14 protein-coding genes are annotated in these 13,316 nt (G+C 71.0%); 6 read left to right on the forward strand and 8 right to left on the reverse strand.

Annotation, left to right across the window (positions count from 1 at the left end; genetic code table 11):
• Nucleotides 1–20 precede the first annotated feature (20 nt).
• On the forward strand, nt 21–845 hold the full coding sequence (locus MFF40_RS13465) for a 2-keto-4-pentenoate hydratase (protein WP_147898345.1): 825 nt from the start codon (nt 21–23) through the stop codon (nt 843–845).
• Between the two features lie 227 nt (nt 846–1,072).
• Nucleotides 1,073–1,327, forward strand: a complete 255-nt coding sequence (locus MFF40_RS13470) for a hypothetical protein (protein ID WP_147856643.1) — start codon at nt 1,073–1,075, stop codon at nt 1,325–1,327.
• Between the two features lie 10 nt (nt 1,328–1,337).
• Here the strand turns inward: MFF40_RS13470 and MFF40_RS13475 are convergent, their stop codons facing one another.
• Both MFF40_RS13475 and MFF40_RS13480 read right to left on the reverse strand, forming a co-directional pair.
• Nucleotides 1,338–2,045 (reverse strand): response regulator, encoded by a 708-nt coding sequence (locus MFF40_RS13475; protein WP_147856644.1) that lies wholly within the window; start codon nt 2,043–2,045, stop codon nt 1,338–1,340.
• Nucleotides 2,042–2,581 (reverse strand): MarR family winged helix-turn-helix transcriptional regulator, encoded by a 540-nt coding sequence (locus MFF40_RS13480; RefSeq protein ID WP_378997173.1) that lies wholly within the window; start codon nt 2,579–2,581, stop codon nt 2,042–2,044. The genes MFF40_RS13475 and MFF40_RS13480 overlap by 4 nt, the downstream gene beginning before the upstream one ends.
• Nucleotides 2,582–2,925: 344 nt before the next feature.
• Here MFF40_RS13480 and MFF40_RS13485 point away from each other — a divergent pair, with 344 nt between their 5' ends.
• From MFF40_RS13485 to MFF40_RS13495, 3 genes are all read left to right on the forward strand, one after another.
• Nucleotides 2,926–4,290, forward strand: coding sequence for an 8-oxoguanine deaminase (locus MFF40_RS13485; RefSeq protein WP_147857571.1), 1,365 nt, complete (start codon nt 2,926–2,928; stop codon nt 4,288–4,290).
• 142 nt (nt 4,291–4,432) lie between these two features.
• Complete coding sequence (locus MFF40_RS13490; RefSeq protein WP_147855178.1) at nt 4,433–4,690, forward strand: type II toxin-antitoxin system prevent-host-death family antitoxin; 258 nt, start codon at nt 4,433–4,435, stop codon at nt 4,688–4,690.
• Nucleotides 4,687–5,139 carry a type II toxin-antitoxin system VapC family toxin gene (locus MFF40_RS13495; RefSeq protein WP_210249492.1) on the forward strand — a complete coding sequence of 151 codons (453 nt, stop codon included), beginning with the start codon at nt 4,687–4,689 and terminating at the stop codon, nt 5,137–5,139. Before MFF40_RS13490 ends, MFF40_RS13495 begins: the two co-directional genes overlap by 4 nt.
• Before the next feature lie 18 nt (nt 5,140–5,157).
• Here the strand turns inward: MFF40_RS13495 and MFF40_RS13500 are convergent, their stop codons facing one another.
• The 6 genes from MFF40_RS13500 to MFF40_RS13525 form a co-directional block, all read right to left on the reverse strand.
• Nucleotides 5,158–6,831 (reverse strand): formate--tetrahydrofolate ligase, encoded by a 1,674-nt coding sequence (locus MFF40_RS13500; RefSeq protein ID WP_147898342.1) that lies wholly within the window; start codon nt 6,829–6,831, stop codon nt 5,158–5,160.
• A 259-nt stretch (nt 6,832–7,090) separates the two neighbouring features.
• Nucleotides 7,091–8,959 (reverse strand): tetratricopeptide repeat protein, encoded by a 1,869-nt coding sequence (locus MFF40_RS13505; protein WP_147855175.1) that lies wholly within the window; start codon nt 8,957–8,959, stop codon nt 7,091–7,093.
• 141 nt (nt 8,960–9,100) lie between these two features.
• Nucleotides 9,101–9,499, reverse strand: coding sequence for an RES domain-containing protein (locus tag MFF40_RS13510; RefSeq protein ID WP_238260836.1), 399 nt, complete (start codon nt 9,497–9,499; stop codon nt 9,101–9,103).
• 8 nt (nt 9,500–9,507) lie between these two features.
• Nucleotides 9,508–9,696, reverse strand: coding sequence for a hypothetical protein (locus MFF40_RS13515; protein WP_238260839.1), 189 nt, complete (start codon nt 9,694–9,696; stop codon nt 9,508–9,510).
• Nucleotides 9,683–10,375 carry an antitoxin Xre/MbcA/ParS-like domain-containing protein gene (locus tag MFF40_RS13520; RefSeq protein ID WP_238260840.1) on the reverse strand — a complete coding sequence of 231 codons (693 nt, stop codon included), beginning with the start codon at nt 10,373–10,375 and terminating at the stop codon, nt 9,683–9,685. Before MFF40_RS13520 ends, MFF40_RS13515 begins: the two co-directional genes overlap by 14 nt.
• 71 nt (nt 10,376–10,446) lie before the next feature.
• Nucleotides 10,447–12,120: an electron transfer flavoprotein-ubiquinone oxidoreductase gene (locus tag MFF40_RS13525; protein ID WP_147855172.1), complete on the reverse strand. Its 1,674-nt coding sequence runs from the start codon at nt 12,118–12,120 to the stop codon at nt 10,447–10,449.
• Between the two features lie 281 nt (nt 12,121–12,401).
• On the opposite strand from MFF40_RS13525, the gene MFF40_RS13530 reads away from it, so the two are divergent.
• On the forward strand, nt 12,402–13,283 hold the full coding sequence (locus tag MFF40_RS13530; RefSeq protein WP_238260842.1) for a uracil-DNA glycosylase: 882 nt from the start codon (nt 12,402–12,404) through the stop codon (nt 13,281–13,283).
• Nucleotides 13,284–13,316 lie beyond the last annotated feature (33 nt).

Genomic DNA, 13,316 nt, shown 5'->3' on the forward strand with positions numbered 1-13,316 from the left:
GCCATGCTACAGCTCCGGGGATGAGCGATCCCGTCCCCGCCGCCACCCATGCCCGCACCATCCTGGCGGCCCACGAGCATCGCCGCCAGATCGCGCCCCTGACCGGCTGGGATGCCGGCCTGGACCTGCCCGCCGCCTACCGGGTCGCCGGGGAGGTGCGGCGCCTGCGCGCGGCGCGGGGCGAGCGGCCGGTGGGCCGCAAGATCGGCTTCACCAACACGACGCTCTGGGAGACCTACGGGGTCCGCGCGCCGATCTGGGGGCACGTCTACGACACGACGCTCCGGGCACGCGCCGACCTGACCGGCCCGGTGCCGCTCGCCGCCCTGGTCGAGCCGCGGATCGAGCCGGAGATCGTGTTCGGGCTGGCCCGGGCGCCCGAGCCCGGCATGGACCCGGCCGCCCTGATCGGCTGCCTCGACTGGATGGCGCCCGGGTTCGAGCTCGTGCAGTCGCTGTTTCCCGGCTGGCGCTTCGCCGCCCCCGACACCGTGGCGGCGTTCGGGCTGCACGGCCTGCTGGTGCTGGGCGAGCGGGTGCCGCTCACCCCGGATTCGGCGCCCGCCTGGGTCGATGCGCTGGCGAATTTCTCGGTCGATCTGCTACGCGACGGCGCGATCGCCGACCGGGGCAGTGCCCGCAACGTGCTCGGCGGCGGCCCCCTGGCGGCGCTGGGCCATCTCGTTGATGTTCTGGCTAACGATCCTGCGAGCCCGCCGCTCGCGCCCGGCGAGATCGTTACGACCGGGACGCTCACCGACGCCCTGCCGGTGGCGCCCGGGCAGGTCTGGAGCACCCGGCTCGCGGGGCTGTCGCTGCCGGGTCTCGACCTCGCCCTGGCCTGACGCGCCGACGGGCCCCCCGGAACGCCCTTGATCGCGCGTCCTCGACACAAAGCCGCAGGGTTCGCGCGCGAAATCCGTCGCGGGTGCCGCCGGATGGGGTAAGGCGAGGCGGGGCGGCCGCTCGCGGCACGCGATTCGCCCTGTGCCGCGCATCCGCGTTCTCCGTTCCGGCCCGTCCGGGAGGTGGGACGTTGGTGATGATTAGCCGACATGCCACATGCTGAGACATGCCTGGACGCGCCCGGAGCCGCTACACGACCTTCCTAGTGTCCGTGACCGCGGAGCGATCCGGCGGCCGCGGCCGGTCGAGTCCCAAACCCGCTCCCCTGGTCTACGCGGTGATGAAGCCCAACGCCGAGGCCGCCCTGGCGGCGGTCCGTGCGCTGGCCGAGGGGCCGGTCGCGGTCGCCGTCGTGGGCAGCCTCTCCACCCGGGTGTCCAAGGGGCTGAAACTGAAGCCGGGCGAGCCGCGGGTGGTGTGACGGACCCGGATCAATCCACCGCGAGTCGGTAGCCGACGCCCCGCACCGTCTGCAGGAAGACCGGGTTGGCGGGGTCGACCTCGGTCTTGCGGCGCAGGCGGTTGATCTGCACGTCGACCGTGCGCTCGGCGGCGGCGCCTCCGGAGCCGGCGAGTTGCTCGCGCTCGACGTTGGCGCCCCCGGCCGCGGCCAGGATCGTCAGGATCTCGCGCTCCCGGTCCGTGATCCGGATCAGCGCGTCGTCCCGGCGCAATTCGCCCCGGTCGATGCGGAACGCGAACGGCCCGAAGGTCACCGACTCGGCCGCCGCCTCGCGCGGGTGGTCGCTGCGCTTGATGATGTTGCTGAGCCGGAGCGTCAGCTCCCGGGGCTCGAACGGCTTGGGTAGGTAGTCGTCGGCGCCGATCTCGAGGCCCATCACCCGGTCGTTCGGGTTGGAGCGGGCAGTGAGCATCAGGATCGGCACCCGGGAGGTCTCGCGGACGCTGCGGGCGTAGTCGAAGCCGTTCTCGCCGGGCATCATCACGTCGAGCACCATCGCGTCGAACACGACGCTCTGGGCCCGGGCCCGGGCCTCGGCGGCGCTGGCCGCCACGGTGACGCGAAACCCTTGATCGGTCAGGTAGCGGGCGAGCAGTTCGCGCAGACGGCGGTCGTCGTCGACCACGAGGACGTGCGGCGCCGCGTCGGGCAAGTCGGCCCGGGGGGCGGCCGTCACGCGCCGCCACCGCCGGTCGGCCCGCGCCGGGCCATCAGGCGCCGGACCGCGGGCCGATCCTCGGGCTCGATCATCGCCATCAAAAAATCCTCCGGGGAGCCCAGCGCGTCCGGCGCGGCGAGCGCCCGGGCCAGGCGCCGGGCCTGGACGCGGGTGAGGTCGGCGGCCAGCTCGGCCCCGGATTGGGTGCAGTACAGCAGGCGCTGGCGGCGGTCGCTCGGTCCGGTCTTCTGGGTGACGTAGCCCTGCCCGATCAGGTCCTTCAGCACCCGGTTGAGGCTCTGCTTGGTGATCCGCAGGATGTCGAGCAGCTCCGCGATGGTCAGCCCCGGATAGCGGTCGACGAAGTGCAGCACCCGGTGATGCGCCCGGCCGAAGCCGTAGGCGGCGAGGATCCGGTCGGGGTCGCCGACGAAGTCCCGGTAGGCGAAGAACAGCAGCTCGATCAGGTCGTCGCTGCCGAGGGCGTGCGCGGGGGCCGCGGCCGCGCCGTCCGGCCGACGGGGCGCCGCGGCGGGGAGCCCGGAGACGTGCATTCCGTCGCGCTGAACCGATGACGTCACGGGGGGCAGACCGTCACTTGGAGCAGACCGTCACTTGGAGCAGACCATCACTTGGGGCAGGCCATCACTTGGGGCAGGCCATCACTTGGGGCAGGCCATCTCTTGGGGCAGGCCATCTCTTGGAGCAGGCCATCTCTTGGGGCGGACCGGACGATAAGAAGGTCAGTCCCGCTGACATGTCTCAGCGCCGCCCGGGAGCGTCAAGCCCGGGGGTGCCGGCCCGCGAGACAGCCGCCCCGGACCCTTCCGGGGCTTGCCGGCCGCCGCGCCGGGTCCGATACCGGTCCGGTGCGAGGTCGGGACCCGAGGGGAACAGCATGCGCGACGCCGAGGCACCGGGCCGCCGGGTCTGGATCCGCGATCCGCTGGCCATCCTGGCGCAGGGGGCCGGGGGCGGCCTCGTGGTGGAGGGCAGCCGGATCGTCGAGATCGTCGGGGCGGGCGCCCGGCCGGCCTCCCCGGTGGACGAGACCTTCGACGCCTCGCGCCACGTGGTCGTCCCGGGGCTGATCAACACCCACCACCACGCCTTCCAGACCCTCACCCGGGCCCACCCGCTGGCGATCAACAAGCCGCTCTTCCCGTGGCTGAAGGCGCTCTACACGGTCTGGGGCCGGATCACCCCGGAGGCGTTCCGCCTCGCCACCCGGGTGGCCTATACCGAATTGCTGCTCTCGGGCTGCACCACGGCGGGCGACCACCATTACCTGTTCCCGGAGGGGCTGGAGGATTCGGTGGACGTCCAGGTCGAGGAGGCCCGGAGCCTCGGGATCCGGGCCGCCGTGACCCGGGGCTCGATGAGCCTGTCCGACCGGGAGGGCGGCCTGCCCCCCAAGACGCTGACGCAGGACGACGACACGATTCTTTCGGACTGCGAGCGGGTTCTGAACCTGTTCCACGACCCCGCCCCCGGGGCGATGGTGCAGATCGGCCTGGCGCCGTGCTCGCCCTTCGCGGTGACCGAGCGGCTGATGCGCGAGAGCGCGGAGCTGGCCGCCCGGCACGGCTGCCGCCTGCACACCCATCTCGGCGAGACGCTGGACGAGGACGGCTACTGCCTGTCGATGTTCGGCTGCCGGCCCGTGGACTACCTGGAACGGGTCGGCTGGATGACCGACCGGGTCTGGCTCGCCCACGGCATCCACTTCAATGACGCCGAGGTCGCCCGGCTCGGCAAGGCCGGGGTCGGCGTGTGCCATTGCCCGACCTCGAACATGACCCTGGCCTCGGGCCGCTGCCGCACCTGCGAGCTGGAGGCGGCGGGCTCGCCCGTGGGACTCGGGGTCGACGGCTCGGCGTCCAACGACAGCTCCAACCTCATGGAGGGGGTGCGGCACGCGCTGATGCTGAGCCGGCTCACCTACGGGGCCGAGGCCGTGACCCATCTCGATGCCCTGCGCTGGGCCACGCAGGGTTCGGCCGCCTGCCTGGGACGCTCCGATATCGGCCGGATCGCGCCGGGCCTGGAGGCCGACCTCGCCCTGTTCACCCTGGACGAGCTGCGCTTCTCCGGCGCCCACGATCCGCTGGCCGCCCTGGTCCTGTGCGGCGCGACCCGGGCCGACCGGGTGATGGTGGCCGGCCGCTGGCGGGTGATCGACGGTGAGCCGCTGGGTGTGGATACGGGTCGCCTGCGCGAGGACCATTCGCGGCTGGCCAAGGCGCTGTTCGGGGCGGGGTGAGGCTCGAAAGTCTCGCATTCAAAAGGTCCGGGACCTTTTGCGGATGCGGGGCGGAGCCTTGCGGAAGGGAGCGGTGGCGCGACCAACCAGTTTGTAGTAACGTTCCTACAGAGACGGACGAGTCTGTTGAGGGGCGTCGCGCATGGCCATCACCACACTCACCAGCCGGGAATTCAATCAGGATACCGGACGCGCCAAGAAGGCCGCGGCCGAGGGACCGGTGTTCATCTCGGATCGCGGCAAGCCTGCGCACGTCCTGCTCAGCATCGCCGACTACAGGCGCCTCACGGGACAGGAGCCCAGCATCGTGGAGGCTCTAGGTTGGCCGGCCGGCGTCGAGGACGTCGAGATCGAGTTCCCACGCTCCGGTGACCGGCCGAGAGCAGCCGACTTCTCCTGATGTTCCTGCTCGACACCAACGTCGTGTCGGAGCTGCGCAAGGCGAGGACCGGGAGGGCCGATCCGCGGGTCACAGCCTGGGCAAGCGCGGTACCCGCGCGCGACCTCTTCCTCTCGGCGATCGTCGTCCAAGAATTGGAGATCGGGGTCCTGCAGCTGGAGCGAAGAGATCCGAGCCAGGGAGCACGCCTGCGGGCGTGGCTGGAGGAGAACGTCCTGCCGGCCTTCGCCGACCGCGTGCTGCCCGTCGACGGGGCCGTCGCCCGGTGCAGCGCGCGCCTGCACGTCCTGGACCCCCGCTCCTACCGTGACGGATTCATTGCCGCGACGGCGTTCGTCCACGGGATGACGGTGGTGACGCGCAACGTCGCCGACTTCTCGGCGACAGGTGTGCCCCTGCTGAATCCCTGGGAAACGGTTCCGCGCGGCCTGGCGCCGATCTCTGGTTGAAGGCGGCGCGCGCCGCCGTCAGAACAACCCGTCGATCTGCCCGTCGGCATCCAGCCGGATCGTGTCGGCGGCGGGCACCCGGGGCAGGCCCGGCATGGTCATGATCTCCCCGCAGATCGCCACCACGAAGCCGGCACCGGCCGAGAGCCGGACGTCGCGCACCCCGACCACGTGGCCCTCGGGGGCGCCCATCAGGCTCGGGTTGGTGGAGAACGAGTACTGGGTCTTGGCCATGCAGATCGGCAGGTGGCCGTAGCCGTCCTTCTCGAAGGTGGCGAGTTTGCCCGCGGCCTTGGTCTCGATCTGGATGTCGGCGGCGCCGTACAGCTTGGTGGCGATCGCCCGGATTTTTTCCGAAAGCGGCGCCTCGGTCTCGTAGGCGTAGCGGATCGGCGCCGGCTCGGCGGCGGCGAGCTTCACCACCGCGCGGGCCAGCTCCTCGGCGCCGGCGCCGCCCTCGGCCCAGTGGCGGCAGGTGATCGCCTCGACGTCGAGGCGCTCCCGGCACAGCTCCTTCAGCCGGGCATGCTCGGCGTCGGTATCCGCATGGAAGTGGTTGACCGCGACCACCACGGGCAGGCCGAAGCCGCGCAGGTTGGTGACGTGCCGGGCGAGGTTGGCGAAGCCCTTCTCCAGGGCGCCGACGTTCTCGGCCCCGAGGCTCTTCTTGTCGACGCCGCCATGCATCTTGAGCGCGCGGATCGTGGCCACGACCACGACCGCCGAGGGGCTCAGGCCGGCCTGCCGGCACTTGATGTCCAGGAACTTCTCCGCGCCGAGGTCGGCGCCGAACCCGGCCTCGGTCACGGTGTAGTCGGCCAGCCGCAGGCCGGCCCGGGTGGCGATCACCGAGTTGCAGCCATGGGCGATGTTGGCGAACGGGCCGCCGTGGATCAGGGCCGGGTTGCCCTCGAGCGTCTGCACCAGGTTCGGCTGCAGGGCGTCCTTGAGCAGCACCGTCATGGCGCCGGTGGCCTTCACGTCCTTGAGCGTGACGAGCTTGCGGTCGCGGGTCTCGGCGATGACGATCCGGCCCAGGCGCTCCTCGAGGTCGGCGAGGTCCTTGGCGAGGCAGAACACCGCCATCACCTCGGAGGCGACCGTGATGTCGAACCCGTCCTCCCGGGGGAAGCCGTTGGCGACGCCGCCGAGCGACTGGGTGATCTGGCGCAGGGCCCGGTCGTTCATGTCGACGACCCGGCGCCAGTGGATCCGCCGCACGTCGATGTTGAGCTCGTTCGCCCAGTAGACGTGGTTGTCGATCAGGGCGGCCGCGAGGCTGTGGGCCGACGTGATGGCGTGGAAGTCGCCCGTGAAGTGCAGGTTGATCTGCTCCATCGGCACGACCTGGGCCTTGCCGCCGCCGGCCGCCCCGCCCTTCATGCCGAAGCAAGGGCCGAGCGAGGGCTCGCGCAGGCAGATCATGGTCTTCTGGCCGATGCGGTTCAGCGCGTCGCCGAGGCCCACCGTGGTGGTGGTCTTGCCCTCACCCGCGGGCGTCGGCGAGATCGCCGTCACCAGCACGAGCTTGCCGGGCGCCTTGCCCTCGAGCCCGGCGATGTAGCCGTGGTCGAGCTTGGCGATGTGCTTGCCGTAATTGTGCAGCGCCTCGTCCGGGATGCCGAGCTTCTCGGCGACCTGCGCGATCGGCTTCAGGGTCGCGGCGCGGGCGATCTCGATATCTGACGGCATGGGCGTTCTCCCTGGCTCCGCGGGCCCGGCGCCCGCCCACCCGCCGACTGTTATCGTACGGGGATCTTGCCTCGCGGTGATGTGCAGCGCCGGTCGCGCGGATGCGGTGGACGCAGCCCGGGACGCGGCGAGGCCGCCCAACGGGCAGCCGCGGCACTGTGCGTCAAACCGGCCGGAAAAGCGCGTCGATTTTTATGAGCCGACGGACAAATTAGTCTTGCCGGCCCGGAGAGTATGCGCGCCCCGCGGGAGGCGGGTTTTAGCCCCCCGACTTCTTGGCCTTGTCGGCGGCGCCCGGGGCCTCGTGCGGCTGCGGGGCGCCCTTGGGCAGTTCCGGATTCTCGGCGTTGTGCGGAGCCGCCACCGGGGCCGGCACGGTCTCGGCCGTGGCGGTCGGCTTCTCGATCTCCGGCAGGCCGTCCTTGAGCTTGTCGTTGATCTGCGCGAGGTCGTCCGGCTCGGGGTTCAGGTCCTTGGCGTGCTGCCACTGGAACTTGCCCTCGAGGCGCCGGCCCGCACGCCAGTAGGCGTCGCCGAGGTGGTCGTTGATGGTCGGGTCGCCGGGCTTCAACTCGACCGCCTTCTCCAACTCGCGCACCGCGTCGTCCCAGCGGCCCAGGCGGTAATAGGCCCAGCCCAGGCTGTCGACGATCATGCCGTCCCGGGGGCTCGCGTCGGCGGCCTGCTGCAGCAGCTTGAACGCCTCGTCGATGTTGATCTTCTGGTCGACCCAGGAATAGCCGAGGTAGTTCATCACCTGGGCCTTGGCGGCCGGCTGGCTCGCCGGCACCAGCGACAGGGCCTTCTTCAGGTCGGCCTCGGCCTTGGGCCATTGCTTGGCGCGCTCGTAGGCGGTGCCGCGGAAGTAGAAGGTGGTCCAGTAATTCGCCAGCGGCCGGTCGCCGATCAGGTCGATGGCGCGGGTGTAGGTGGCGGCCGCCTCCTCGTACTTCTTGCGCGCCCGCTGGACGTTGCCGAGCGCGGTGATCACGTCGATGTCGTCCGGATGCGCCTTCATGGCGGCGTCGAGATGGGCCAGCGCCTCGTCGCCCTTGCCCATCTGCTCCAGGTTGAGGCCGACCTGGATGTCGGCGTTGAGCTTGAGCGGCGAGGTCGCGGGGATCTGCGCGTAGGCCTCGTTGGCCCGCTCGGTCTGCTTCATCCGGTCCAGCGTGTCGGCGAGCGTCAGCCGGGCCAGCGCGTGGTCGGGGGCGAGGTAGAGCGCGAGCCGCAGGTAGATCACCGCGGGCAGCTCGTCGCCCTGCGTCGAGCCCGCCGAGCCCAGCCCGTACAGCACCTCGGCGGCGCCCTCCTGGGCGGTGCCGATCAGCCGGGCCAGCGGCTTGCCGTCCTTGAGCTTGTCGAGGGCGTCGCGCACCAGCGGGTGCCGGGGCGAGAGCTGGTCGAAGTCGGAATAGGCCTGGATCGCCAGGTCGGTGCGGCCGAGGCTGGCCTCCAGCCGGGCGTAGGCGTCGACGATCCGCAGGGTGTTGCGGTCGGCCTCGTAGGCGGCCTTGAGCCGCCGCTCGGCCTCGGCGTTGTCGCCGATCACCGAGGCGATCAGGCCGGCATGGTAGTCGCGGAAGGTGTTGTAGTAGCGCTCGCCCCGGAGCTTGTTGACCGTCTCCAGCGCCTTCTTGCCGTCGCCCGCGCCGGCGTAAGACCAGGCGGTCAGCAGCGTGGCGGTGAGGTCGGTGGCCGCCCCGCGGCCGCTCCTGGAAAAATTCTGGCGGGCGGCGGCCCACTGGCCGGCCTTGATCTGGCGCACCCCGAGGGAGAGGTTGGCCAGCCCGTTGGTGGGATCGCGGGCGATCAGCTTCTCGCCGGCCCGGAACGCGTCCGGCAGGGCGCCGTCGGCGAGCAGCGAGATGAAGGCGCGCTCGACCAGCTCGGCGTTGCGCGGGTCGGCCTTGACCGCCTCGCGGTAGAACGTCGCCGCCGCCGCCGTGTCCCGGGAGGCGCCCGCGATGTAGGCGGACAGGAAGTTGCCCTCCAGGGATTCCGCGGGTTCGTATTCGAGCAGCGGGGCCGACTCGCGCGGCTGGGCGGCCAGAACGGTCTGAGGCAGGCCGGCGGCGAGCATCAGGGCGAGCGCCGAGACGCTCCGGCGGGCGCGTGTTGTCATCATGAACCGGTCGCGGCTCCTGGGCGCCGGCCCACGGGGGCCGGGCGCGAGAATGGCGGGGCATCCCCGAAAATCGCTGGGGACACTGAACGCATCCCGCCAGCCCCGCAAGGCGAAAGGATGGCGCGGGCCGGCCGTGTGGTCTCAGGCGGACATCACGAGGTCCACGGCCAAGCTGCCGAGTACGGCGGCGAGGGCAGCCTGCTGCAGGAGGTCCGTGACGGGCTCCGCCGTCAGCTTCGGGACGGCGCGATCGTAGACGACGCAGCAGGACGCGCCGGTCAGGCGCGAGCCGTACAGGATGCCGTCGGCATCGCTCGTCTCATGGATCGCGCGGCTGAGGCGTGGGCCGTAGCGATGCGCCTTGGCGCGGCCGGCATCCGTCGGGACGCCGAGCCGGATCAGGCCGGTGGTGCGCAGGTCGATGACGGTCAGCGGACTGGATGCGCTCACCCGTGTCACGCCCCAGCGGGCGATCTCCGCTGCGCCGATCCGGCGCCGGCGGCGATTCTCGAAGCGATCGCGGATCAGCGTCTCGGCCATGCCCGTCGTCAGGCCACGGCGAGGTAGAGAACCTTGAATCCGTCGTCCGGACTGGAGAAGCGCGACCGCCCGAACCCCATGCCGAGGGGCGTCGATCGGTATGCCAGCGGCGTGACGCGGTAATAGCTGCGCGGCTGGAAGGCGATGGCGAGGCTGGCGAGGACCGCGTGATCGAGCCTCGGCTCATGCGAAGTCATCGCGGGCCGCATCGATGACGGAAGCGGCCCGTCCCCGCTTCAGGTCTTCGAGCGGCGATCCGCCGCGCACGTAGGGCTCAACCAGCCAGAGCCAGGCGGTGCGCGGATCACCGACGATCGCCAGCACCTCGGCGAGCCCCGCGACCGGACGGCCGTCGACGAACTGGGCGAGGGGGAACAGGTGCTTGCGCGTTCCCTTCAGCAAGCCCACGATCGCGCCGCTGCGCCGCCAATCCTGGAGGGTGGACCGCGCGATCCCGAGATTGGCTGCGAGTTCGCCCGCGCCCGCGAGGGGACCGGCCCAGTCCTCGAGCTTCAGGGGAAGCGCACAGGCCGCAAGCTGCTTTAGACCGTCCCGACGATCGATCGTCTCGCCCGGTGCCGCTCCGCGGCTCACTTCGACAGCGCCGAGAGGCTTCAGGATGAGCTTCCGCGGCTTTTCATCACCGGGCTCACTCGATCTTGAGACCGATCCCTCGGCTTTCAGATGATCCAGCACGACGTGCATGGCCCGGACGACGTCGCCCTGCTCCACGGCCCGACCGACCGCTGCCATCAGGCCGGCGGTGTGCCTCAACGCCTCCGGCTCGGCTTCCGGATTGCGCCTCCGGAGCATGGCCAGCACGTCGTCGGACCGGATGTCGAGCGCGTCCGGCCCGGCTACTGAATCCCGTGCCATCCCGGCAGCCCTCCGCCTCCGCACAATCTCGTGCGGATTGTGCGGATTGTCCAGATCGGACGGAAGGTTTCTCACATATTCGGATAGTTCGGCCCGCCCGGGCCCTCCGGCGTCACCCAGTCGATGTTCTGGTTCGGATCCTTGATATCGCAGGTCTTGCAGTGGACGCAGTTCTGCGCGTTGATCTGGTAGCGCACGCCGTCGCTGGCGGCGGCGTCCTCCACCCATTCGTAGACGCCGGCCGGGCAGTAGCGGGACGAGGGGCCGCCGTAGACGTCGTGCTCGGAGCGCTTCTGCAGCTCGAGGTCGCGGACCTTGAGGTGGGGCGGCTGGTCCTCCTCGTGGTTGGTGTTCGAGAGGTAGACCGAGGAGAGCCGGTCGAAGGTCAGCTTGCCGTCCGGCTTCGGGTAGGTGATCGGCGTCACCTCCGAGAGCGGCTTGAGGCAGGCATGGTCCGGCTTGCCGTGCTTGAGCGTGCCGAACGGCGAGGCGCCGAGCAGGCTGGTCGCCCACATGTCGACCCCGCCGAGCCCGACCCCCACCAGGGTGCCGTAGCGCGACCAGAGCGGCTTGACGTTGCGCACGGCCTTGAGGTCCTGCCCGATCGGGCTGTCGCGCCAGCCGGCGTCGTAGGCGGCGAGCTCGTCGCCGGCCCGGCCGGCCTTCAGGGCGTCCGCGATGGCGTCGGCCGCCTGCATCCCGGACAGGATCGCGTTGTGCGAGCCCTTGATCCGCGGCACGTTGACGAAGCCCGCCGAGCAGCCGACCAGGCAGCCGCCCGGGAACACGAGCTTGGGCACCGATTGCCAGCCGCCCTCCATGATGGCGCGCGCGCCGTAGCCGATGCGCTTGGCGCCCGCGAAGGTGTCGGCGATCATCGGGTGGGTCTTGAAGCGCTGGAACTCCTCGAACGGCGACAGGGTCGGGTTCTCGTAGTTCAGGTGCGTGACGAAGCCGACCGACAGCAGGTTGTCGTCGAAATGGTAGAGCCAGGAGCCGCCGCCGGCCCGGTTCGGCAGGGGCCAGCCCATCGTGTGGCGCACCAGCCCCGGCTCGAAGGTGGAATCCGGCAGCTGCCACAGCTCCTTGACGCCGAGCCCGTACTTGAAGTGGTCGCTGTGCCGGTTGAGCGAGAACCGCTGGATCAGCCCCTTGGTCAGGTTGCCCCGGGCGCCCTCGCCGAACACTGTGTACTTGCCGCGCAGCTCCATGCCGCGGGTGTAGTCCTCGCGCGGATCGCCCGAACGGCCGATCCCGAGGTCGCCCGTGGCGATGCCCGCCACCGCGCCGGATTCGTCGTACAGCACCTCCGAGGCCGGGAAGCCCGGATAGATCTCGACGCCGAGCGCTTCCGCCTGGGCGCCCAGATACTTGCAGGTGTTCGACAGCGAGCCGACGAAGTTGCCGTGGTTCGACATGAGCTTGGGGAAGAACACGTTCGGCAGGGTGACGCCGCTGTTCTTGGTCAGCATCATGAACTCGTCGCGCCGGACCTCGGTCTTGAGCGGCCGCTCCGGATCGGAGCGCCAGTCCGGGAGCAGCCGGTCGAGGCCGATCGGATCGATCACCGCGCCCGACAGGATGTGGGCGCCGACCTCGGAGCCTTTTTCCACAACGACGACGGAGATCTCCTCGCCGATCTCGGCCGCGCGCTGCTTCAGGCGGATCGCGGCGGCGAGCCCGGCCGGGCCGGCGCCGACCACGACCACGTCGAAATCCATGCTTTCGCGTTCGGGCAGCGCCATCGTCGAGCCTCCTGTTTTCTTGTCGCTATGCCGGATCCGTTGCCGGATCGGCATTGTGTGCTGCCGTCTCAAGCGATTCCAGACTGGAAAGGCAAGCGGCCGCGGCCCGGACTTGAGCGAAAGCTCCCCTATGCCGCATGGGTGGGGAATACGGACGGGCTCGGGGCGACCCGGCGGTCAGCCTCGCGCCCGGCAGGGCGCCCGAGGCGCGCCGTTCGGTCACGCAAGTCCTTGCCGTCGAGCGGGTTTCAAGAGTTGTCCACAGGCATCGAGCGCCCCACATGCTGATCAGCATGCCGAGCCCCACCGACGCGCAAGCCGACCTCATCGCCTATCTCGATTTCCACGTGGAGGCCGGCGCCGACGCGGTCCTCGACGAGCAGCCGCACGACCGGTTCGGCGAGGCCGACACGCCGGCGCCGACCCTGCGGGCGCCCCGGCGCCCGGCCGCGGCCCCCCGGCCCGCCGCCCCGTCGCACGGCCTCGTGCCGCCCCCGGGCTCACCCCCGCCCCCGGCTCCGGCCCGCACCTTCGGGCGTGCGGCGAGCGCCCAGCCGGACGAGGCGGCGAGCGACGCCCGCGCCCGGGCCCGCGAGGCCAAGAGCCTCGACGAACTCGAAAAGATCCTGGCGGATTTCGACGCCTGCCCGCTGCGCTTCACCGCCAAGAACCTGGTCTTCGCCGACGGCAATCCCGAGGCGCGGGTGATGTTTCTCGGGGAGGCCCCGGGCGCCGACGAGGACAGGATCGGCAAGCCGTTCATGGGCCGCTCGGGCCAGCTCCTCGACAAGATGATGGCGGCGGTCGGGCTGGACCGGACCAGCGCCTATATCGGCAACATCGTGCCCTGGCGGCCCCCGGGCAACCGCAACCCGACCCCCCAGGAGGTGGCGGTGTGCCGGCCCTTCGTGGAGCGCCAGATCGAGCTGGTCGATCCGGAGGTGATCGTCTGCCTCGGCGCCCCCGCGACCCAGACGCTGACCGGCACCAAGGACGGGATCCTGCGGACCCGCGGCCGGCTGTTCCCGTACAAGCTGCCGACCGGCGAGGCGAAGCTGCTGGCCACCCTCCACCCGGCCTTCCTGCTGCGCCAGCCGGTACAGAAGCGCCTCGCGTGGCGGGATTTTCGCGCCTTGCGCGCCCTGCTCGACGGGAAAGCTTGACCGGAGCCGCGGAACCGGGCGTTCCCTCCCGTC

Origin of the sequence: Methylobacterium mesophilicum (assembly GCF_022179445.1) — a bacterium.
Classification (GTDB): Bacteria; Pseudomonadota; Alphaproteobacteria; order Rhizobiales; family Beijerinckiaceae; genus Methylobacterium; species Methylobacterium mesophilicum.

What these genes read in the sequence shown, in the direction of transcription:
- MFF40_RS13470 (WP_147856643.1), top strand. Translation starts at nt 1,073, where the DNA reads ATGCCTGGACGCGCCCGGAGCCGCTACACGACCTTCCTAGTGTCCGTG.
- MFF40_RS13490 (WP_147855178.1), top strand. Translation starts at nt 4,433, where the DNA reads ATGGCCATCACCACACTCACCAGCCGGGAATTCAATCAGGATACCGGA.
- MFF40_RS13510 (WP_238260836.1), bottom strand. Translation starts at nt 9,499, where the DNA reads ATGGCCGAGACGCTGATCCGCGATCGCTTCGAGAATCGCCGCCGGCGC.
- MFF40_RS13515 (WP_238260839.1), bottom strand. Translation starts at nt 9,696, where the DNA reads ATGACTTCGCATGAGCCGAGGCTCGATCACGCGGTCCTCGCCAGCCTC.
- MFF40_RS13505 (WP_147855175.1), bottom strand. Translation starts at nt 8,959, where the DNA reads ATGATGACAACACGCGCCCGCCGGAGCGTCTCGGCGCTCGCCCTGATG.
- MFF40_RS13520 (WP_238260840.1), bottom strand. Translation starts at nt 10,375, where the DNA reads ATGGCACGGGATTCAGTAGCCGGGCCGGACGCGCTCGACATCCGGTCC.
- MFF40_RS13525 (WP_147855172.1), bottom strand. Translation starts at nt 12,120, where the DNA reads ATGGCGCTGCCCGAACGCGAAAGCATGGATTTCGACGTGGTCGTGGTC.
- MFF40_RS13465 (WP_147898345.1), top strand. Translation starts at nt 21, where the DNA reads ATGAGCGATCCCGTCCCCGCCGCCACCCATGCCCGCACCATCCTGGCG.
- MFF40_RS13500 (WP_147898342.1), bottom strand. Translation starts at nt 6,831, where the DNA reads ATGCCGTCAGATATCGAGATCGCCCGCGCCGCGACCCTGAAGCCGATC.
- MFF40_RS13530 (WP_238260842.1), top strand. Translation starts at nt 12,402, where the DNA reads ATGCTGATCAGCATGCCGAGCCCCACCGACGCGCAAGCCGACCTCATC.
- MFF40_RS13480 (WP_378997173.1), bottom strand. Translation starts at nt 2,581, where the DNA reads ATGCACGTCTCCGGGCTCCCCGCCGCGGCGCCCCGTCGGCCGGACGGC.
- MFF40_RS13485 (WP_147857571.1), top strand. Translation starts at nt 2,926, where the DNA reads ATGCGCGACGCCGAGGCACCGGGCCGCCGGGTCTGGATCCGCGATCCG.